Origin of the sequence: Acuticoccus sp. I52.16.1, assembly GCF_022865125.1 — a bacterium.
In the GTDB taxonomy this organism is placed as follows: Bacteria; Pseudomonadota; Alphaproteobacteria; order Rhizobiales; family Amorphaceae; genus Acuticoccus.
In genome coordinates, this window is sequence record NZ_CP094828.1 from 2,080,177 (window position 1) to 2,099,458 (window position 19,282).

Genomic DNA, 19,282 nt, shown 5'->3' on the forward strand with positions numbered 1-19,282 from the left:
CGCAGCCGCCATGCGTCTGTGCCGCGGGCGGCGCCCCCTCTGCACAGCGGTCTACACCATATGGTCGATTCGTCGTCCGTCCTGCCGGCAGTCTCCCCCCGGCCCTTCGTCGTCTGGCTCAACGCCCTCGCCGGCCTCTCCTTCATCGCCGTGATGGTCCTCCCCATGGAGGCGGCGGCCGCGTGGCTTGCCGGCAGTGCCGTCCACTCGGCGATCCTCGGCTGGATCGTCGCCGCCGCCCTCGCATTGCCCACCGCCTACTGGCTCGTCGGCCGCGGCCTGCGAAACGCCCTCGACGCCGAGCGCGAGCTGGTCTCAGGCGCCCCGCCCCGCCCCGGCGCCTGATCCCGCCCACGCCGCTCTCGGCGGTGACGGGGCCGAAGGCGGACGGGCGCGGGGGGCCACCGCGCCGCGGCGGTTGCGTCGACCCGGCCTGTTGTGCGAGGCGCCCACGAGACACGCCAAAGCCAACAGCTCAACCGCACGAGGCCCCGACGTGACGCTGTCCATCCGGCCGAACGCCCCGTTCGACCTCACCCCGCTGACACGCCTCCTGACCGACGCGGACGACCTCGCCCGCGTCAATCCCAGCGCCAAGCATCCGTTCGACCCGCTGGAGTGGCAGGAGAAGTGGCTCGCCGAGCCCGACGACGCGTCCTACTACCTGCTCGACGACGCCGGCCGCGAGGTCGGCTTCTTCGCGCTGCGCATCGGCGTCGGGCCGGAGGTGCGCCACCTCGCCTACGTCTACGTCGCGCCGGAGGTGCGCGGCGGCGCCGGCCACGCCCTCGCCGGAATGGCCGAGGACATGGCGCGCGAGCTGGGCGCCCTCTCGCTCAGCCTGAAGGTCGAGACCGAGAACGCCCCGGCGCTCAAGGTCTACCAGGACGCCGGCTACGAGGAGCTGTCGCGCCGTGCCGGCATGGCCACGATGCGCCGCGACCTGGACTGAGGCGGGAGGCAAAACGGGTGTCATAGAAGGACCGTAGGAACCAGGGCCAACGGCAACCACGCTCCAAGGACCCCGTGATGGCTCGCTCTCCTCTCGCTCCCGCCGCCCTCCTCGCGGCCTCGTTCCTCACCGCCGCCCCCGCCGGGGCCCAGACCGTCGGCTCGCTGGAGCTGGTCGGCCAGGCGGTCGTCCCGTTCTCGCAGCCGTTCGACGGCGGCCCGGTGGTCGGCATCTCCGGCCTCACCCACCTCGCGGGCGACACCTACCTCGGCATCTCCGACGTGACCGACGCCGCGCCCTTCTACGTGCTCACCATCGACATCGGCGAGGACGGCACGGCGCCGACCCTCGCCTGGCGGGAGCGCCGGCAGTTCCGGAACCCGCACACGGCGGACGGGACCTGGGCCGACGGCAGCCTCGATCCCGAGGCGATCGCCTACGATCCCGAGGCGGACGTCGTCTACTGGGTGTCCGAGAGCCGCGGCGGGACCAACACCCCGGTCTTCATGCTGAAGGCGAAGACCGACGGAACGCCGATCGGCGAGGTGGCGATCAACGACAAGTACGACCACACCCGCGGCCAGACCGCGGCCGGCGCGCTGACGCAGGGCATCTTCGGCTCGGCCGGCTTCGAGTCGCTGACCTTCGCGCCGGACGGCTCCGCCCTCTTCGCCGCGCCCGAGGATACGCTGGTGCAGGACGGCCCGTCCTCCAAGTCCGGCGACGGCGCCACCGGTCATGCCCGCATCATCCGCTACGTCCCGCACGGCGATACCTTCGCCGCCGCGGCCGAGTACGTCTACGAGGTCTCCCCGCGCGAGGACACGACCTCCGGCGACGGCGCCAACTCGCTGGTCGACCTGCTGGCGATCGACGACACCACCCTGCTGGCGCTGGAACGCGAGTGGCCGGACACGCCGGGCACCACCCCGCCGAGCCGCAACATCAAGATCTTCGAGATCGGCCTTGCGGACGCCACCGACGTGCGCGACGTCGCCTCCCTCGCCGAGGCCGAGTTCACCCCCGTCACCAAGCGCCTGGTGCTGGACCTCGACACGCTGGTCGCGGCCGACAACGGCGTCGACGGCGTCCTCTCCTACGAAGCGCTGATCTTCGGCCCGGATCTCGCCGACGGCCGCCGCAGCCTCATCATGCTGAACGACAACGACGGCGAGCGCGACAATCAGCTCCTCGTCTTCGCGGTGAACCCGGCCGACTGACGCGCGGCGCCATTGCAAGGCGCCATGGCCCCATGGAAATATTGGCCGCCGGCCGCGAGCCGGCGGCCAACAAGAAACGAAAGGGGCGCCCCATGATCGACGCGTTGCGCGAGGATCTCGCCACAGCCTTCCGCGTCGCCGCGGCCATGGATTTGAACGAGGGGATCTGCAACCATTTCTCGGTCACCGTGCCGGGGAGCGAGGAGCGCTATCTCATCAATCCCTACGGAATCCACTGGTCCGAAATGCAGCCCGGCGACCTCCTGCTGATCGACGGGGACGGCCGGGTGCTGGAGGGCGACGGCGAGGTCGAGGCGACCGCGCGATACATCCACGTCGCCGCGCACCGCGCCAATCCGCGCCACGCCGCCGTGCTGCACACCCACATGCCCCACTGCACCGCGCTGACGATGGTGGAGGGCGGCAAGCTGGAGATGGCACACCAGACCGCCTGCCGCTTCTCCGGCCGCATCGTCTACGTCACCGAGTTCGGCGGTCTGGCGCTCGACGAGGACGAGGGCGAGGCCATCGCCGGGTCAGCGCGCCATGATAGTGGGGCCGACATCTTCTTTCTGGCCCACCACGGGGTGACGGTTTGCGGTGCATCCGTGGCGGAAGCGTTCGACGATCTCTATTATCTGGAGCGGGCGGCGCGTCAGCAGGTGCTGGCGATGTCGACCGGGCTTGAGCTGAAGTTGATGCCGAACGACATGGTGGAGCATACTGCGCGGCAGATGCGACAGGTGATGCAGGTACAGGCGGACGAGCATTTCCGCGTTCTGAAGCGGATGCACCCGCCCTCTGGTGCGGCGTGAGGGAATGAACAGGCACGAAATGATGGCGGGGCGTCCTGGCGCCGAAGCGACACTGAGATACCTGGACGGTGACTTCCAGGTTCTTTCTCCCGGCGCCTTCGTGCGCTGCGCGGTGACCGGCCGGCCGATCCCGCTCGCCGAGCTGCGCTACTGGAGCGTGGACGATCAGGAACCCTATGCCGACGCGACGGCCGCCCACCAGGCCTTCATGACCCGCCGCATGCGCTGACGGACCCGCTGCGGCGGCGCCCCCGGTCGCGACCCGGCCGGCCGCCTACCGCAGCAGATTTCCCAGAGCGCCGCGGGCGATCGACTTGCCGATCTTCGCCCCCGTCGTGCCGCCCAGCGCGCGGCCGATCTGCTCGCCGGCCTCAGCCGCGGCGGATCGCGCCGCCCCTCGCGCCGCCTTCTGCGCCGAGGTCAGCCGCCGCCGCTTCGGCCCGCCGAACAGGAACCACCACACCTTGCGCAGCGCGCCGGGCTCGTGCTCCTCCACGGGCGGAGGGGCCCGGGGCGCCGGTCGGTCGGGTGCCTCTCCGTCGGGTGCCTCAACGTCGGGTGATTGGGCCGCGTCCGCCGCCGCCGCCGTCCGCGCGGCGAGGATCTCATAGGCGCTCTCACGGTCCACCGCCTCGTCGTAGACGCCCGCCACCGGCGAGCGCGCCATCAACCCCGCCCGCTCCTCGGGCGTGATCGGTCCCATCCGTCCCGATGGCGGGCGGATCAACGTACGCTCCACCATGGACGGGACGCCCTTCGGCCCCAAGGTCGACACCAGCGCCTCACCGACGCCGAGTTCGGTGATGACGCGCTCGGTGTCGAGCGCCGGGTTCGGCCGGAATGTCGTCGCCGCCGCGCGCACCGCCTTCTGGTCGCGGGGCGTGTAGGCCCGCAGCGCGTGCTGCACGCGGTTGCCGAGTTGCCCCAGCACCACCTCCGGCACGTCGAGCGGGTTCTGCGTGACGAAGACGATGCCGACGCCCTTGGAGCGGATCAGCCGTGCCACGGTCTCGATCGTGTCGATCAGTGCGCGCGGGGCACCGTCGAACAGCAGGTGCGCCTCGTCGAAGAAGAAGACCAGCTTGGGCTTGTCCGGATCGCCAACCTCCGGCAGCGTCTCGAATAATTCGGACAAAAGCCACAGGAGGAAGGTCGCGTAGAGGCGCGGACTCCGCATCAGCTGGTCCGCCGCCAGCACGTTGACCACGCCGCGCCCGCCCTCCACCCGCATCAGATCGGCGATCCGGAGCGCCGGCTCACCGAAGAAGCGGTTGCCGCCCTGCTGCTCCAGCGTCAGCAGCGCGCGCTGGATGGCGCCGATGGACCGCTCCGACACCAGCCCGTAGTCGCGCGAGAGCGTGTCGGCATGGTCGGCGACATGAACCATCAAGGCCCGCAGGTCCTTGAGGTCGAGGATCGGCAGGCCCTGGTCGTCGGCCAGCTTGAAGGCGACCGCCAGGACGCCCTCCTGCACCTCCGTCAGCTCCAGCAGCCGGGCCAGCATCAACGGCCCCATTTCGGTGACGGTGGTGCGGATCGGGTGCCCCTGCTGGCCGAGGAGATCCCACATGACGGCGGGCGTCGCCTCGAAGGCATACTCCGCGGCGAGCCCGATGGCCTCGGCCCGCTTCAGCAGGAAGTCCTTCGGCTCGCCGGGCATCGCGAGGCCGGCGAGGTCGCCCTTGACGTCGGCGCAGAAGCACGGCACCCCGGCGCGCGAGAAGCCCTCGGCCAGGATCTGCAGCGTCACCGTCTTGCCGGTCCCGGTGGCGCCGGTGACGAGGCCGTGCCGGTTGGCCATCTCGAGCGCCAGGTATTGCGGCGCATCTGCGGTGCCGAGGTAGACGGCGCTGTCGCTCAGGATGGTCATCGGCCCCGCCTCGTCTCCCCGCTGCGGTATGTTGCGCGGCGGCGGACCGGTTCTGCAAGTCTCTATACCGCGAGCGACACCTTCGGCTGCGGGTCCTCCAGCTCGTGCAGGCGCCGCGCCGCGGTCTGCGCCACGCGCAGGTGCAGCGCCCGCCGGGTGGCCGCCGTCAGCCGGTGCGGCACCGCCTCGCGCACCAGGGCGGCATCGTAGCCATCGGTCATGATGAGGCCCTCGGTGGCGGGGAAGATGTCCCCCACCTCGGGCAGCGAGGCGAAGAAGAAGCGGTCGCAGGCGCGCTTGTAGCTGGGCCACTTGTCGTCGGCACGGTAGTCGGCCACCGAAGACTTGATCTCGACGATGACGATCTCACCGTCGACGCCGATGCCGACGAGGTCGGCACGCCGTCCGTCGGAGAGGATCAGCTCCGGCACGACCGCGAAGCCGAGGTCGCGCAGCAGACGCGCGGCGCCGCGGCGAACCTTGATGGCGGATGGCGACTGCCGCCCGTCGACCATCGGCGCGACATCGAACACGGAGAGGAGCGGCATACGACAAACCCGGCTGCAGCACGGTGCATGAAGCCCCACCGCGGCCCCCCGCGCAACCCCTAGAGCAGTGCGCCGCCGAGGGCGCCGGCCGCCGCCACGACCGCCCATGGCGGCACCGCGAGATGGCGCAGAGCGACGAACGCCGCCACCGCCAGCGCCAACGCGCCGTCGGTGCGGACGCCCTGCACGATCACGGGATCCCAGAACGCCGCCGCCAGGAGGCCGACGACGGCCGCGTTGACCCCCGCCAGCGCCCGCCGTGCCCAGGTCGCCCGCCGCAGGGCGTCCCAGTAGGGCATGATGCCCACCACCAGCAGCACCGACGGCAGGAAGATGCCGATCAGCGCCACCGCAGCCCCGGCCGGCCCGCCGAACGGTTCGGCGACGGCACCGAGAAAGGCGGCGAAGGTGAACAGGGGCCCCGGTACGGCCTGCGCGGCACCGTAGCCGGCGAGGAAGGCGTCCGGCGAAACGAGCCCTTCCATCTCCCCCTGCAGCAACGGCAGCACGACGTGGCCGCCGCCGAACACCAGCGCGCCGGCACGGTAGGTGCGGTCCAGCAGGTCGAGCGCCGGCCCCCAGGCGGCGAGGGCCGGCAAGAGAACGAGGAGCAGGAAGAACCCCGCCAGCGCCAGGGCGCCGAGGCGCCGACCGACCGGCGCGCGTGGCGTGTGGTCCTCGGTGGCCGCCTCGGGCACCGGCAACGCCAGTCCCGCCAGCGCGCCGGCGAGGATCACGCCGAGTTGCATCAGCTGCGGCGCCGGCGCGACCAGCATCGCGACCGTAGCGGCCCCCGCGATCACCGCCCGTTCGCGCGTCGCGGCGAGGCTGGCGGCCATGCCCAAGAGCGCGTGGGCGACGACTGCCGCCGCCGCCGCCTTGAGGCCGACGAGCCAGCCCGCCGCCGCACCCACGTCGACGACGGCGATCAGCATGCCGAACGCGGCGAGCACGACGGCCGAGGGGAGGGTGAAGGCGGTCCATGCCGCGAGGAGGCCGAGATAGCCGGCCCGTTGCAGGCCGATCGCCATACCGACCTGGCTGGAGGCGGGCCCCGGCAGGAACTGGCACAGGGCCACGAGGTCGGCGTAGGCGGCGTCGCCCAGCCAGCCGCGCCGTTCCACGAACGCCGTTCGGAAGAAGCCGAGGTGCGCGACAGGCCCACCGAACGCGGTGAAGCCGAGTGGCAGAAACGCCGCGAAAACTTCCACGGCGCGGCCCTGCCGCGGGTCGATGGCCCGGTCGTCCTCAGTCATCGGCGTCCTCCCCCCTCCCGCATCGCGGCAGAAGATAACAGGGCGATGACGGATCGGAGCGACTGAGGAAGGAAGCGGGCGCGGCGCGTCGGCCGCCGCTCGTCGGCGAGCGGGCGGCGTCATCGTGCGAGACGGCCGCGGACTACGGCGCCGTAGCACGGCGGCGCCGGGGACGATGCGCGGCGCCCGCGCGCCGCTGCAGGATCAGCGCGGGGCGCGCTTGGCGAGGATGCGCTGCAGGGTGCGGCGGTGCATGTTGAGGCGCCGCGCCGTCTCGGAGACGTTGCGGTCGCACATCTCGTAGACGCGCTGGATGTGCTCCCAGCGCACCCGGTCGGCCGACATCGGGTTCTCCGGCGGCTCCGGCCGTTCGGCGCCCTCGCGCGTCAGCGCCGAGAACACCTCGTCCGCGTCCGCCGGCTTGGCGAGATAGTCGACCGCGCCGAGCTTCACGGCGGTCACCGCCGTGGCGATGTTGCCGTAGCCGGTCAGGATCACGGCCCGCGCATCCGGCTTGCGGCGACGGATCCGCTCCACGACCTCGAGCCCGTTGCCGTCGCCCAGGCGCATGTCGACCACCGCATAGTCCGGCGGGTTGCGGTCCGCCAGCTGGCCGGCGTCCTGTGCGCTCTCGGCCACGTCGGTCACGAAGCCCCGCTTCTCCATCGCCCGCGCCAGGCGCTGGCCGAATGCGGCATCGTCGTCGACGATCAGCAGCCGTGTTCCGTCCACGGCCTTCGTCGGTGCGACCTGCGGCATGGCATCCATGCTCATCCCCTCGGTTTATCTCTTTCACCGACTTAAATAGGGCGCCGGATGGGCCGGCATCAGAAAGATGGGCAAAATTTAATGACGCTCCGGTAGCATCGCCCGCAGCGTGCGCCGCAACCACGTGACGGTGACGGTCGCCCCGCCGCGCGCCTCGAACGTCACCGTCGCCCCGGTCCGCTCCAGCAGCGTCTTGGCGATGAAGATGCCGAGGCCCATCCCCCCGCCCCGCTGATCCTCGCCCCGGCGCGACACGTACGGGTCGCCGATCCGGTCGAGCACGTCGTCGGCGAAACCGGGACCGTCGTCGGAGATGACGATGGTGAGGCGCTCCTCGCTCCAGGTCGCGGTGATGCGAACCAGCGTCTCCGCGAAGTCGACCGCGTTCTCGATCAGGTTGCCGAGGCCATAGTGGATCGCCGGGTTGCGCGCCACCACCGGCTGGTCCCCCATGTCGCCTTGCAGGACCACGTCGATCTCGACGCCGACACCGCGGTGCGGCTCGGCGACCTCCTCGATCAGCGTGCGCACGTTGAGGCGCACCAGCGGGCTGTCGGAGTCCTCGCCGAGGTTCTTCAGCTGGCCCAGAATCTGGCGGCACCGCTCGGTCTGCGAACGCAGCAGCGCGACGTCCTCGGCGAGCGGGCTCTCGGGGTCGAGCTCGCGCTCCATCTCCTTGGCGACGAGCAGAATGGTGGCGAGCGGCGTTCCCAGCTCGTGCGCGGCGGCCGCGGCGAGCCCGTCCAGCGCGTGCAGGTTCTGCTCGCGTTGCAGGATGATCTCGGTCGCGCCCAGCGCGTCGGCGAGTTGGCGGTTCTCCTCCGAGACGCGGAAGGCGTAGCTGCCCATGAAGATCAGGCTGCACACCAGCGACAGCCAGATGCCGCCGATGAACAGGAACGGCGGGCTATAATGCTCGCCGCTGTACCAGGGCAGCGGCTCGTGGGCGACGACCAGCATGGTCGCCGAGAGAAGCACGAGCGCCCCCAGCGTAAATGTCCGGCTGGCCGACAATGTCGTCGCCGAAACCATCACCGGCGCGATCAGCAACAACGCGAACGGATTGGTCAATCCGCCGGTCAGCCCTAGCTGAAAGGCGAGCTGGGCGATGTCGAACGCCATCACGCCGGCGGTCCAACCTTCCGTCATCCGGCGGTTGTCGGCGAATTTCACGCGGAGGAAGACGTTCGACCATGCCGACAAGGCCACGAGACCCAGGCAGGCGGCGAGCGGCATGTCGAAGTCGAGGAACACGCCGACGAACAGGATCGCCGTCAACTGCCCGAGGATGGCGAGCCATCGCAGCAGGAGCAGTGTCCGGACGCGGACCACCCGGTCTCGTGCGGTGAGGACGGCGGTACCTTCGATCACTCTTCCCCACACCTCCCGGATCGCGGCCGCATACGGCGGGCAAACTTGCCAAAACACATCATGAGCGCGATATGTTGCGGTGCAGCATGCGCGGCGCCCCGAGTTCGGCGCCACAACACGGTCGAGGTTCCATGTATTATCAACTCTACGAGCTGAACCACGCTTTCCTCAGCCCGGCGCGTGCACTGAACGACGCTGTCCGCTTGTACTACAAGAATCCGCTGAACCCCCTCACCTACACCCAGTTCGGACGGCAAGTCGCCGCCGCGACCGACGTGTTCGAGCGCATCACCCGGCGCTACGCCAAGCCGGAGTTCGGGCTCACCCATACCGACGTCAATGGCCTGCGCGTCGGCGTCACGGAAGAGATCGTCTGGCAGCGGTCGTTCTGCAAGCTCATCCACTTCAAGCGCGACCTGCCGGAGGGGATGCCCGAGCAGCCGAAGCTCGTCATCGTGGCGCCGATGTCGGGCCATTATGCGACGCTGCTGCGCGGCACGGTCGAGACGCTGCTGCCGCACTTCGAGGTGCACATCACCGACTGGGCCGACGCGCGCATGGTGCCGATGTCCGCCGGGACGTTCGATTTCGGCGACTATGTGGACTATGTCGCCGATATCACGCGCCATTTCGGCGGCGACGTGCACCTCGTCGCGGTGTGCCAGCCCACGGTGCCGGTCTTCGTCGCCATGTCGATCCTGGAGCAGGGCGGCGAGGTGGCGCCGAAGTCCGTCACCATGATGGGCGGTCCGCTGGACACCCGCGAAAGCCCCACCGAGGTCAACACATACGCCGCCAAGCACGACCTCGACTGGTTCCGCCGCAACGTCGTCATGACCGTGCCGCTACCGCATCCGGGCTTCATGCGCCCGGTCTATCCGGGATTCCTGCAGCTGACCGGGTTCATGACCATGAACCTCGACCGTCACCTCGCCGCCCACTACGACTATTTCGACCACCTCGTCGACGGTGACGGCGACAGCGCGGAGAAGCACCGCGAGTTCTACGACGAATATCTCTCGGTGATGGATCTGACGGCCGAGTTCTACCTCGAAACGGTGGACTACGTGTTCCTACGCCAGCTGCTGCCGAAGGGACTGATGACGCATCGCGGCCGGAAGGTGGACCCCGGCGCGATCACGCGGACCCCGATCTTCACGGTCGAGGGTGAAAAGGACGACATTTCCGGCATCGGCCAGACGCGCGCGGCGCATCGGATGACGCCGAACCTCCCGGCCGCCCGCCACCAGCACTACGAGCAGCCCAGCGTCGGCCACTACGGCGTGTTCAACGGCTCGCGCTTCCGCAAGGAAATCGCGCCGCGCATCGTCGAGTTCGTGTACCGCTGGGACGATGACGGCGCCTACCCGGCGCACAACGGCGGGATCACGCCGGAGATCGTCGAGGGCATGGTCGCCGAGGCGGCGCACGACATGCCGCCGCGGACGAGCCGGCGCAAGATGGTGCTGCCCGTGGCGCACATCGGTGCCGAGGCGGTCGCCTACAGCTTCGGCGCGGCGTCCGACAGCATGGAGGTCCAGCCCGACTTCACCAAGCTGCCCGAGACGATGAAGAGCGCGGCACGGATGATGAACCGCCCGTTCGACTGGTCGGCCGGCTTCGCGGCCGAGACCGCCGAGGCGATGACCGCAGCGGTCGAGGCGGCGATCTCCAGCACCAGCGCGGCGTTCGAATCCGCCGTCGACGCGACCGAGACCGCCGCCGACACGGGGCAGGAAATGGCCGAGACGCTGGCCGGCGCCCTGGCGCGCAACTCCGAGGCGCTGGCCGCCTCGGCGATGGAGTTGACCCGCGTCACCGCCGAGGATATCGCCGGCGTCGCCAACCTCGCCGAGATCGTCGCCGCCACCGAGGCGCCTGACGTCGCAACGCCGACACTCCCCGAAGCCGCCGAGGCCGAGGAGACCGGTGCGCAGGAGCTGACGGCGGAGGTCTCCCCGAACGAGGCCGAACCCGTAACCGGTGCCGCGCAGCTCGAACCGGCCCTCACGGACACCGCGGTGGCGACAGAACCGCCGGCGCCGGATGAGGTGACCGCGCAGGAGCCGGCCGCCGAGGTCCCCGCCGGCGAGCCGGAAACCGTCTCCGTCGCCGCCGAGACCGCGCAGGCCGACGAGGGTGAGCCGGCGGGCGCGGACACGGAGGTGGCGGCAGAGCCGCCCGTGCCGCAGGTTACCGCCGCGGAACCGGGCATGGCGGATGACCCCGCCGCCGAGACCGAGGCCACGGCCGCCGGTGCGGCCGTTGAGGCAATCGGCACGGCTCACGGCGGGGCCGCTCGGAAGGAGGCCGGCGCCAAGGCGGCTAAGTCGAAGGAAGACGCGCCGGCTCCGAAGACCCGGACGAAGCGCTGGACGACGCGCAAGGCCTCGTCGGTGAGCGACAGCACCGTCTCCGACGCACCGCAAGCCGCGGACGGCACCGCCGAGCCGACACCGCCGGCCGACAAGCCACGCCCCCGCCGCCGCACCACGCGCAAGCCGCGAAACTGAGCCGCCGCCGCTCGCCCGACCGGCACGCGTGCGCCGTCGGCGCTGCTACGGCCGCCGCGATCGTCGGCGGCGCCCGCGCCGGCACTCCTCGGGTCGAAATCCGCGATGCACGCATTGGCTGCGGGGCGACAGGCACACCGCGTCCGGTCCGCCGAGGCGCCGGGTCGACGGCGTGCCGTGCGCTAGAGCAGTTCGCGCTCGGAATGAACCGCTGTGGGATTCCCGAATCAGCGGAAGTCTGATTCAGCATCATGGCTGGCGATGGGGGGGCCAGTCATGATGCCCAAGCTGCTCTCTGACGATCTTCGCCTTCGCGTGGTTCGCGCCATCGACGATGGAATGTCCCGCCGGCAGGCCGCGGCGCGGTTCGAGGTCGCCCCGTCCACGGCGATCCGATGGTACGAGGCTTGGCAACGCACCGGCTCATGCCGCGCCAAGCGCCAGGGCGGCGACCGCTGGTCCCACGTCACCGAAGCCCACGCCGAGCGCATCCTCGCGATCCTAGACGGCACCGGCGACATCACCCTGGTCGAGCTGAAGGCAAGGCTCGGTGAGAGCGGCGGCACGGTCTCCATCTCGGCGCTGTCGCGCTTCTTCCGTCGCCACGGGATCACGCGCAAAAAAAGGGCGATTATGCACTTTGCAAACCGTCGGTAAACCGGTAGCCTGCCTGCACTGTTTCAGGCAGGGGATTTCAGCGGATGAGCGGCGACGGCGAAATTGAGATGCCGAAGGCCACGCATCAAGGCCAGATGGCTATCGGAGACGTGGTGCTCGATTGCTACGTCCTAGAGGATGGGCGGCGAGTGTTTCACAAGCGCGGCATGGCACGCGCCCTCGGCATGAAGTCCGCTGGCGGCAATGCGTTCATGAAGGCGATGGGCCGGCAAAGCATCGGATCCGCGCTCCCCGAGTCTCTTCGTGAAAAGATCAATAAGCCTATAAATTTCAAGCCTTTGACCCAGGATCTGGGGCATGGTTATCCGGCCGAAGTGCTGGCCGATGTGGCTAAGGCGATCCTAGAGGCAGAGCGCATTGGGTTGCTCACCCCATCCCAGCGCGGATTGGCCGACCAAGCGCGGATCCTTCAGAACGCGTTTGCCGGGGTCGGCGTTGTCGCGCTGATCGACGAGGCAACCGGCTACCAGCAGATCCGCGATCCCAAAGCGCTGCGGATCCTCGTTCAGCAATATATTGAAGAAGAGATTCGCCAGTGGGAGAAACAGTTTCCAGACGCGTATTATGATGAGCTAAACAGAATTTACGGAAGTCGCCGCCTCACCACCACGACGTCAGGCGCCGTCATTCAGAATAGACCGCAGCACTTTGCCAAATTCACCCGAAAGTACGTCTACCATCCGTTAGAGAATGGTGCCGTGCTTGAGGAACTGGACCGCCTGAACCCGAAGGTGAATGCCAGGGGCGACCGGAGAACGAGATTCCACCAGCATCTCACAGAGGGCTATGGCCTTGAGAAGTTAAAGGCCCAAGTGCGCGACGTGCAGACACTGCTTGCCGTCTCAACAGACATGTCTGAGTTCAGGCGCCTGTTCGCGCGTAGGTTCCCAGACGCGAGCGTTGGTGAGGATGATCTGTTCGCAGAACCCCCAGCATCCCTATAGGATCCGCGCCAGTCTATTCATTCGGGCTTGGCAGGGTCGTCCTTCGGCGGCTCCGGCGGCGGGTCGTCGCTCACCTTCGCCTTGGCGATCTTGCGCAGGCGGGCCTTGAAGTGATCTTCTGATTCGTCGGCGCCCGATTCGCGGGCGGCTTCCCGGAATTTGTCCGCTTGGGACTTCGTTTCATTCAAAATTCGCTCCATTGTCGTCCGCAGGCGTCGCGTACTTCTCTCGCGGGGCACTGTTGCCAAAAACAGCGATTTAAACATTGCCACCCTCATTGATCCCGCTCGCTTTCTTTGCTGACACGAGCAGTCATCGAAACCATACGTACATGGTGGCTGGTGGCCTAGCGCTTCGTCGCGCTCGATATGCGGAGTTTGAATCCGCCGCACAGGATATCAAGCGCGTTCACGGTATAACCCGGGAAATGAAGTGGTCGGAATACAAGGGTGGAGCTAAACGCGCGCCATACGAGGCGATGGTTGAATTGCTATTCGCGTGGACCGATAGCCACCATGCAGCATACCACTGTCTTATCGCGAAATTCGACGAATTCACTCATAGACTTGACCCAGGCGATAGCGAAGATACTAGCGTTAATAGAATGTACTTCCAGTTTCTTCAGCATCGGGTTTGCCGATTTTACGGAAAGAAATGTTCGATAGCCGTGTTCCCCGATGTCGGGAATGACAGTAGTGATATCCCTCTACTCCGCAATGAACTATGCGCAGCGGCTTACAATAAGTATAGGGCGCGCCCCAACTGCGTTCGCGAGATCGCACCGCAGCATTCGCACCACCACAACGTTCTTCAAGCAGTCGATATTGTCACAGGGGCCATAGCTGCAAAGTGCAACGCCCGCGTCGGAGGGCACAAGGCAGAGCTGGCGGAGTACGTGCTCAAGAGGTCAGGCCGGCGCACATGGTTGACGAATACTGCCTGGACCGAACGGAAGTTCACTGTTTGGAACTTCCGTCAATCGAAAACCCCACGCGACCCGCGCCCTAGTCCACGCTAGGCGGACAAGGCCAGCAATGCCGGCGGATTCGTGACGCGGGCCGCTGTGTGGAACATAGCGTGAATCACCTACCTCGTCAAGGCGCTGTTCGATACGTCAACCGCTTCCCGACGATCCCAGCCAACGCTCGCACATTGCGCCCAGCATCGTCGCAACCGTTCGCGATACGGTTGTTGTAGCGGAACTCAAACTCGGCGACGTAGCGGTGCAAGTGCTTCTTAGCGCAGTGCTGGTAGACGCCCTTCATGCCGCGTTTGAAGATCGAGAAAGAGCCCTCAATCGTGTTCGTGTGGAACTCGCCACGGCCATACTCGCCCGCATTGTGGCGGACGATTTCATGCGCGGCGAACTCGCGGCCAACCTTCGTGTAGTAGGCGGCCTCATCGGTCATCAGCGTGGCTTCCTTGGCGAGGTTCGTGCGGACGATATCGCCCACCGTCGTCGCCTTGAGGTCGTCCACGATCATCATGCGCGTCATGCCGGTGTTGCGCTCCACCAGCGCCATGACCTTGTGCTTGTGGTGGTAGCCGCGGCCCTTCTTCTCGCCCTTCGGCTTGATGGTGCGGTCGTTGCCGATGAACGTCTCGTCAACTTCGACAACGCCACCGTCAGAGCCGAACGGGGCGAGATCGCCAGAGCGCATCGCCTCGCGAATGCGGTGGGCGAGGAACCACGCGGTGCGGTACTGGACCTCAAGCACGCGGTGGAGCTGGTGCGCGCTGATGCCCTTCTTGCTGGACGTCATCAGGTAGACCGCCTGGAGCGCCTTATGCAGCGGGATGCGCATGTGCTCGAACACGGTGCCCACCTTCACGGTGAACTGCTTCTTGCACTGACCGCACTTGTGCAGGCCGTAGCGGACGCGCTTCTCAGGGTTCGCCTTGATCTTCGAGATACGCTCGAAACCGCCGCAGTGAGCGCACACCGGCTGCCCGCCCCAGATCACCTCTTCGAGAAACGCGAAGGCGGCTTCTTCGTCGTGGAAGTAGGGCTTGGAATGGACGGACATGAGGCTTTCTCCTTAGCCCCAATATGGCTCATTCTGGGCGGGTTTGCAAGATGCATAATAGCCAAAAAAAGACCGGCCACGCGGCCGAGCAGGACCGCGCGGATGTCCTTGCCCGGCGGCACGCCTGGTTCGACGGGCAGGACGAGCTCGACGCCGAGCGCCTGATCTTCATCGACGAGACCTGGGCCAACACGAAGATGGCCCGCACCCACGGCCGCTGCGCCCGGGGGACAAGGCTGCGCATGCCGCTGCCGTTCGGCCATTGGAAGACGACCACGCTGGTCGCCGGGCTCTCGCTGTCCGGGATCGTCGCGCCTATGGTGCTCGACCGGGCGATCAACGGCGTATGGTTCGAGGCCTACGTGGAGCAGGTTCTCGCACCATGCCTGTCGCCGGGCGACGTCGTCGTGATGGACAACCTCGGCAGTCACAAGGGTTGGCGCGTTCGCGACCTGATCGAGAGCGCCGGGGCGAGGCTCGTGTTCCTCCCGCCCTACAGCCCCGACTTCAACCCGATCGAGATGGCCTTCGCCAAGATCAAGGCGCTCCTTCGAAAGGCGGCGGAGCGAACCGTCGATGACCTGTGGGACCGCATCGGCGCGGTCCTCGACCTCGTCACGCCAGACGAAGCCCGAGCCTACTTCCGAGCCGCCGGCTATGACCCGGACTGAGCGCGAAGTGCGCTAACGGCCCGGCACGCTCCCGATTCGATCGAGACGGGGGCCGGCGGGCGTCAGCCCTCCAGCTCTTTCTGCCGGCTGCCGGCCGGCTCGGGGACCGGGGCGGCGCCGTCCGCGTCGGCCGCCGGGGCGCGGGACGCCTTCGGGGCCGTCGGCGCCGCGGCGGTCTTCGGCGGGGTCAGCGCGGAGGACATCTCGCTCGTGGTGACGATGCCCATCAGCTTGCCCTCGTCGTCGACCACCGGGAGCGGATAGTCGGTCTCGAGCGCGGCCGGCAGCGCCTGTTCCAGCGCGTCCTCGGCCGACAGCGTCGGCCCCTCGGTGGCGATCTCGTAGAGATTGCGGTTGTCCTGGGTGGAGAGGGCCACCTCCAGGCTCTCCGCCGTGGCGACGCCGCGGAACCGGTCGTCCTCCACCACGTAGCCGTATTTCACCCCCGCGCGGCGCATCTCCTCCAGCGCATGGTCGATGTTCTCGCCGGTGAGGCGCGCCTTGGGCGGCTTCATCACCGTCTCCACGGTCAGGACGCGGGCCCGGTTCACGTCGCGCACGAACGAGGTGACGTAGTCGTCCGCCGGTTGCAGCAGGATCTCCGGCGGCGTGCCGACCTGGCTGAGGCGGCCGTCCTTGAGGATGGCGATGTGGTCGCCGATCCGCAGCGCCTCGTCGAGGTCGTGGGTGATGAAGACGATGGTCTTGCCCAGCTCCGACTGCAGCTCGATGAGCTGGTCCTGCATCTGGCTGCGGATCAGCGGGTCGAGCGCCGAGAAGGCTTCGTCCATGAGGAGGATCTCGGCGTCCGTCGCCAGCGCGCGGGCGAGGCCGACGCGCTGCTGCATGCCGCCCGACAGCTGCGTCGGATATTGGTCCTCGTAGCCCGCGAGGCCGACGCGCTCGATCCACTCGCGCGCCTTCTTCTCCCGGTCGGCCCGCGACACGCCGCGCACCCGGAGCCCGTAGGCGACGTTCTGCACCACCGTGCGGTGCGGCATCAGGCCGAAGCGCTGAAACACCATCGACATCTTGGTGCGCCGGAACTGCTCCAGCTCACGCCCCGACATCGTGACGACGTCGTCGCCGTCGACCAGGATGTGACCGTCGGTCGGGTCGATCAGGCGGTTGAAGTGACGGATCATCGTCGACTTGCCGGACCCCGACAGGCCCATGATGACGAAGATCTCACCCTTGCCGATGGAGAGCGACACGTCGGCGAGGCCGAGGGTGTGGCCGGTCTCGGCCAGCAGCTCCTCCTTGGACAGGCCGGCCCGGTAGCGCTCCAGCGCCTGTTTGGGGTGCGGGCCGAAGATCTTGGTAACGTTCTTGACTTCGATCAGGGACATCAAAGGGTCCTCAGCGGCTCGACGGTGCGACCCCGAGGGGTCCGGACCGCGGCGGGAAAAACGGGCGACAGCGGCAACCGGCGGACGATCAATGCGCCACCGAGCGGTGCTTCTGCGCCCGCGCGCCGGCCGCCTGGCTGATGCGGTCGAACACGATGGCGAGCATCACGATCGCCATGCCGCCGATGAGGCCTTGCCCGGCGTCGTTGCGCTGCAGGCCGACGAGCACCGTCTGCCCCACGCCGCGCGCGCCGATCATCGAGCCGATCACCACCATCGCCAGCGCCATCATGACCGTCTGGTTGATGCCCTGCATGATCGAGGGCATGGCGAGCGGGATCTGCACCCCGGTCAGCATCTGCCAGCGCGTGGCGCCGAACGCGCGGCTCGCCTCGACGACCTCGCGGTCGACGTAGCGGATGCCGAGGTCGGTGAGGCGGATCAGCGGCGGGGTGGCGTAGATGACGGTGGCGAGGACGGCGGAGACGTTGCCCAGCCCGAACAGCATCAGGGCCGGGATCAGGTAGACGAAGCTCGGTATCGTCTGCATCAGGTCGAGGATCGGGTTGATGATCGACCGCGCGGTGTCGGAGCGCGCGTTGAGGACGCCGGTGGGAATGCCGATGATGACCGCGATCGCGACCGACACCAGCATGATGGCGACCGTCTGCATCGCCTGCTCCCACAGGCCCAGCATGCCGATGAACCACAGCGCCACCACCATGCCGACCGACAGGGCGACGCGGCGCGAGGCGAGGTAGGCGAGGACCGCCACGAGCGTCAGGATGACCGGCACTGGCGCGTCGCGCAGCGCGTGCTCCAGCCAGACGAGCGACTTGAGGATGGGGTCGGAGATGGCGTCGAAGAAGTCGCCGTAGTTGATTACCAGCCAGCGGATGAAATCGTTGGTGCTGCCGCGGATGGCGCGCCCGACGTCACCGTCGATGAAGAGGGTGTCGAGGGGGATGATGCCCACGAGCTGGATGACGACGAGGAGGCCGGCGCCGCTGACGACGGCGGCGACGCGGTTGGATGTGGCGCGGTCGACGAAGACCGCCACGATCACCGCGAGGATGACGATGAGAATTTCGGTCGGCCAGCCCAGCCAGAGGTCAGACATGCGGGTCCATGACGTTGTTGCAGCAAAAGTGAAAGAGCGGACCGGCGTGGCGGCGGTGCGCGCCACAGGGCTGGGCCGCGAAAAAAGCCGGGCGGAGGAGACCCCCGCCCGGCCGGTCTTGGATTACGAGCTCAGCGCCGACTCGACCTTGGTGGCGACGTCGTCGGGGACCCATGCCTTCCAGGTGTCGACGTTGTTCTTCATCCACCACTCGGCCGCTTCGTCGGCGGACGCGGACTCGTCCTGCATGTAGGCGAGGCCGGTCGAGATGGTCTGCGCGTCGAGCGCGTACTTGCCCAGGAACTCGACGAGGGTGGGCGCCTCTTCCTGGAAGTCGGAGTTGACGGCGATCGAGACCTTGATCGTCGGATAGGCGGTCGCCTCGGTCTCGGCGGTCACGTCCTCGACGGCCATGTCGCCCAGTTTGGCCCAGGCCGCTTCGTCGTAGGCCGGCTCTTCGAGTGCGACGACCTGATCGCCGACCTTACCGAGCACCCAGGTGGGGCCCCAGTAGTAGAAGACGATCGGCTCTTCGCGCAGGATCGCCGACTCGATGGCGCTTGCGAGCGCGCCGCCGGTGCCGGGACGGAAGTTGGTGAAGTCCTCGGTCAGGCCGTAGGCGCGGAGCTTCTTGGTGTTGAACACCTCGCAACCCCAGCCGAGGATGCAGTTGTAGAAGCGGCCCTTGCCCGGCTCTTCCGGGTCCTCGAACACGTCCTTGAACTTGGGCAGGTCGGACACCGCCTTGAGGCCCGCCGCCGCGGCGTCGTCACCCTCGACGAGGTACTTGGGCACGTACCAGGCCTGCGTGGCGTCCGGGTAGCTGACGCCGACCTCGGCGACCGCGCCGTCTTCCACGGCCTTGTCCCAGGCGTCCTTCACGTTGGGAATCCACATCTCCATCGTGACGTCGATGTCGCCGCGGATCATGCCGTTGAGGAGCGGGATGGTGGAGCCGGGGATCGACTCGGTGTCACAGCCGTAGCCGTGCTCCAGGATATAGGCGGCGATGCCGTTGTTGAACGAGTTGGAGTCCCAGTCGAGACCCGCCAGCACGACCGGCCGGCCGAGTCCGTCGCAGTCGTCCTGCGCCAGGGCGGCGCCCGACGTCGCCAGCGCGGCAGGCGCAACCATGAGGCTGGCCGCGAGCAAAATCTTCTTCAAACCGTTGTCTCCCTCG

Annotated in this window: 18 protein-coding genes and 2 pseudogenes; 10 read left to right on the plus strand and 10 right to left on the minus strand. The window is 68.0% G+C overall.

The window, feature by feature from the left end; all coding sequences use genetic code 11:
* Nucleotides 1-60: 60 nt before the first annotated feature.
* From MRB58_RS09310 to MRB58_RS09330, 5 genes are all read left to right on the plus strand, one after another.
* Nucleotides 61-345 carry a hypothetical protein gene (locus tag MRB58_RS09310; RefSeq protein ID WP_244781438.1) on the plus strand — a complete coding sequence of 95 codons (285 nt, stop codon included), beginning with the start codon at nucleotides 61-63 and terminating at the stop codon, nucleotides 343-345.
* Between the two features lie 151 nt (nucleotides 346-496).
* Nucleotides 497-952 (plus strand): N-acetyltransferase, encoded by a 456-nt coding sequence (locus MRB58_RS09315; RefSeq protein ID WP_244781439.1) that lies wholly within the window; start codon nucleotides 497-499, stop codon nucleotides 950-952.
* 77 nt (nucleotides 953-1,029) lie between these two features.
* Nucleotides 1,030-2,172: an esterase-like activity of phytase family protein gene (locus tag MRB58_RS09320; protein ID WP_244781440.1), complete on the plus strand. Its 1,143-nt coding sequence runs from the start codon at nucleotides 1,030-1,032 to the stop codon at nucleotides 2,170-2,172.
* A 92-nt stretch (nucleotides 2,173-2,264) separates the two neighbouring features.
* On the plus strand, nucleotides 2,265-2,987 hold the full coding sequence (locus tag MRB58_RS09325; protein ID WP_244781441.1) for an aldolase: 723 nt from the start codon (nucleotides 2,265-2,267) through the stop codon (nucleotides 2,985-2,987).
* Nucleotides 2,988-2,991: 4 nt separating this feature from the next.
* On the plus strand, nucleotides 2,992-3,216 hold the full coding sequence (locus MRB58_RS09330; RefSeq protein ID WP_244781442.1) for a DUF2093 domain-containing protein: 225 nt from the start codon (nucleotides 2,992-2,994) through the stop codon (nucleotides 3,214-3,216).
* Between the two features lie 45 nt (nucleotides 3,217-3,261).
* Here MRB58_RS09330 and MRB58_RS09335 read toward each other — a convergent pair whose 3' ends face one another.
* The 5 genes from MRB58_RS09335 to MRB58_RS09355 form a co-directional block, all read right to left on the minus strand.
* Nucleotides 3,262-4,857, minus strand: coding sequence for a helicase HerA-like domain-containing protein (locus MRB58_RS09335; protein WP_244781443.1), 1,596 nt, complete (start codon nucleotides 4,855-4,857; stop codon nucleotides 3,262-3,264).
* Between the two features lie 62 nt (nucleotides 4,858-4,919).
* Complete coding sequence (locus MRB58_RS09340) at nucleotides 4,920-5,405, minus strand: MmcB family DNA repair protein (protein ID WP_244781444.1); 486 nt, start codon at nucleotides 5,403-5,405, stop codon at nucleotides 4,920-4,922.
* Nucleotides 5,406-5,464: 59 nt separating this feature from the next.
* Complete coding sequence (gene chrA / locus MRB58_RS09345; RefSeq protein WP_244781445.1) at nucleotides 5,465-6,661, minus strand: chromate efflux transporter; 1,197 nt, start codon at nucleotides 6,659-6,661, stop codon at nucleotides 5,465-5,467.
* A 204-nt stretch (nucleotides 6,662-6,865) separates the two neighbouring features.
* Nucleotides 6,866-7,429 (minus strand): ActR/PrrA/RegA family redox response regulator transcription factor, encoded by a 564-nt coding sequence (locus tag MRB58_RS09350; protein WP_305853227.1) that lies wholly within the window; start codon nucleotides 7,427-7,429, stop codon nucleotides 6,866-6,868.
* Between the two features lie 78 nt (nucleotides 7,430-7,507).
* Nucleotides 7,508-8,800, minus strand: a complete 1,293-nt coding sequence (locus MRB58_RS09355; protein ID WP_244781447.1) for an ActS/PrrB/RegB family redox-sensitive histidine kinase — start codon at nucleotides 8,798-8,800, stop codon at nucleotides 7,508-7,510.
* Between the two features lie 131 nt (nucleotides 8,801-8,931).
* Here MRB58_RS09355 and MRB58_RS09360 point away from each other — a divergent pair.
* The 3 genes and pseudogenes from MRB58_RS09360 to MRB58_RS09370 all read left to right on the plus strand — a co-directional run.
* A pseudogene (locus tag MRB58_RS09360) lies at nucleotides 8,932-10,209 on the plus strand (polyhydroxyalkanoate depolymerase); the annotation flags it as partial.
* A 1,380-nt stretch (nucleotides 10,210-11,589) separates the two neighbouring features.
* Nucleotides 11,590-11,970 carry a helix-turn-helix domain-containing protein gene (locus tag MRB58_RS09365; protein ID WP_244781448.1) on the plus strand — a complete coding sequence of 127 codons (381 nt, stop codon included), beginning with the start codon at nucleotides 11,590-11,592 and terminating at the stop codon, nucleotides 11,968-11,970.
* Nucleotides 11,971-12,014: 44 nt separating this feature from the next.
* Nucleotides 12,015-12,935 carry a P63C domain-containing protein gene (locus MRB58_RS09370; protein ID WP_244781449.1) on the plus strand — a complete coding sequence of 307 codons (921 nt, stop codon included), beginning with the start codon at nucleotides 12,015-12,017 and terminating at the stop codon, nucleotides 12,933-12,935.
* A 17-nt stretch (nucleotides 12,936-12,952) separates the two neighbouring features.
* Here the strand turns inward: MRB58_RS09370 and MRB58_RS09375 are convergent, their stop codons facing one another.
* Nucleotides 12,953-13,201, minus strand: coding sequence for a hypothetical protein (locus tag MRB58_RS09375; RefSeq protein WP_244781450.1), 249 nt, complete (start codon nucleotides 13,199-13,201; stop codon nucleotides 12,953-12,955).
* A gap of 11 nt (nucleotides 13,202-13,212) precedes the next feature.
* On the opposite strand from MRB58_RS09375, the gene MRB58_RS24935 reads away from it, so the two are divergent.
* Nucleotides 13,213-13,953 (plus strand): DUF3800 domain-containing protein, encoded by a 741-nt coding sequence (locus MRB58_RS24935; protein WP_371747253.1) that lies wholly within the window; start codon nucleotides 13,213-13,215, stop codon nucleotides 13,951-13,953.
* Nucleotides 13,954-14,029: 76 nt separating this feature from the next.
* Here MRB58_RS24935 and MRB58_RS09380 read toward each other — a convergent pair whose 3' ends face one another.
* Nucleotides 14,030-14,962 (minus strand): IS1595 family transposase, encoded by a 933-nt coding sequence (locus MRB58_RS09380; RefSeq protein ID WP_244781451.1) that lies wholly within the window; start codon nucleotides 14,960-14,962, stop codon nucleotides 14,030-14,032.
* Nucleotides 14,963-15,024: 62 nt separating this feature from the next.
* Here MRB58_RS09380 and MRB58_RS09385 point away from each other — a divergent pair.
* A pseudogene (locus MRB58_RS09385) lies at nucleotides 15,025-15,633 on the plus strand (IS630 family transposase); the annotation flags it as partial.
* A 62-nt stretch (nucleotides 15,634-15,695) separates the two neighbouring features.
* Here MRB58_RS09385 and MRB58_RS09390 read toward each other — a convergent pair.
* The 3 genes from MRB58_RS09390 to MRB58_RS09400 all read right to left on the minus strand — a co-directional run bounded on the left by MRB58_RS09390 (nucleotide 15,696) and on the right by MRB58_RS09400 (nucleotide 19,266).
* Nucleotides 15,696-16,982, minus strand: coding sequence for a glycine betaine/L-proline ABC transporter ATP-binding protein (locus MRB58_RS09390; RefSeq protein ID WP_244781452.1), 1,287 nt, complete (start codon nucleotides 16,980-16,982; stop codon nucleotides 15,696-15,698).
* 88 nt (nucleotides 16,983-17,070) lie between these two features.
* Nucleotides 17,071-18,102, minus strand: a complete 1,032-nt coding sequence (locus MRB58_RS09395; RefSeq protein ID WP_371747254.1) for an ABC transporter permease — start codon at nucleotides 18,100-18,102, stop codon at nucleotides 17,071-17,073.
* A gap of 123 nt (nucleotides 18,103-18,225) precedes the next feature.
* Nucleotides 18,226-19,266 carry an ABC transporter substrate-binding protein gene (locus tag MRB58_RS09400; protein WP_244781453.1) on the minus strand — a complete coding sequence of 347 codons (1,041 nt, stop codon included), beginning with the start codon at nucleotides 19,264-19,266 and terminating at the stop codon, nucleotides 18,226-18,228.
* Between the last annotated feature and the right edge of the window lie 16 nt (nucleotides 19,267-19,282).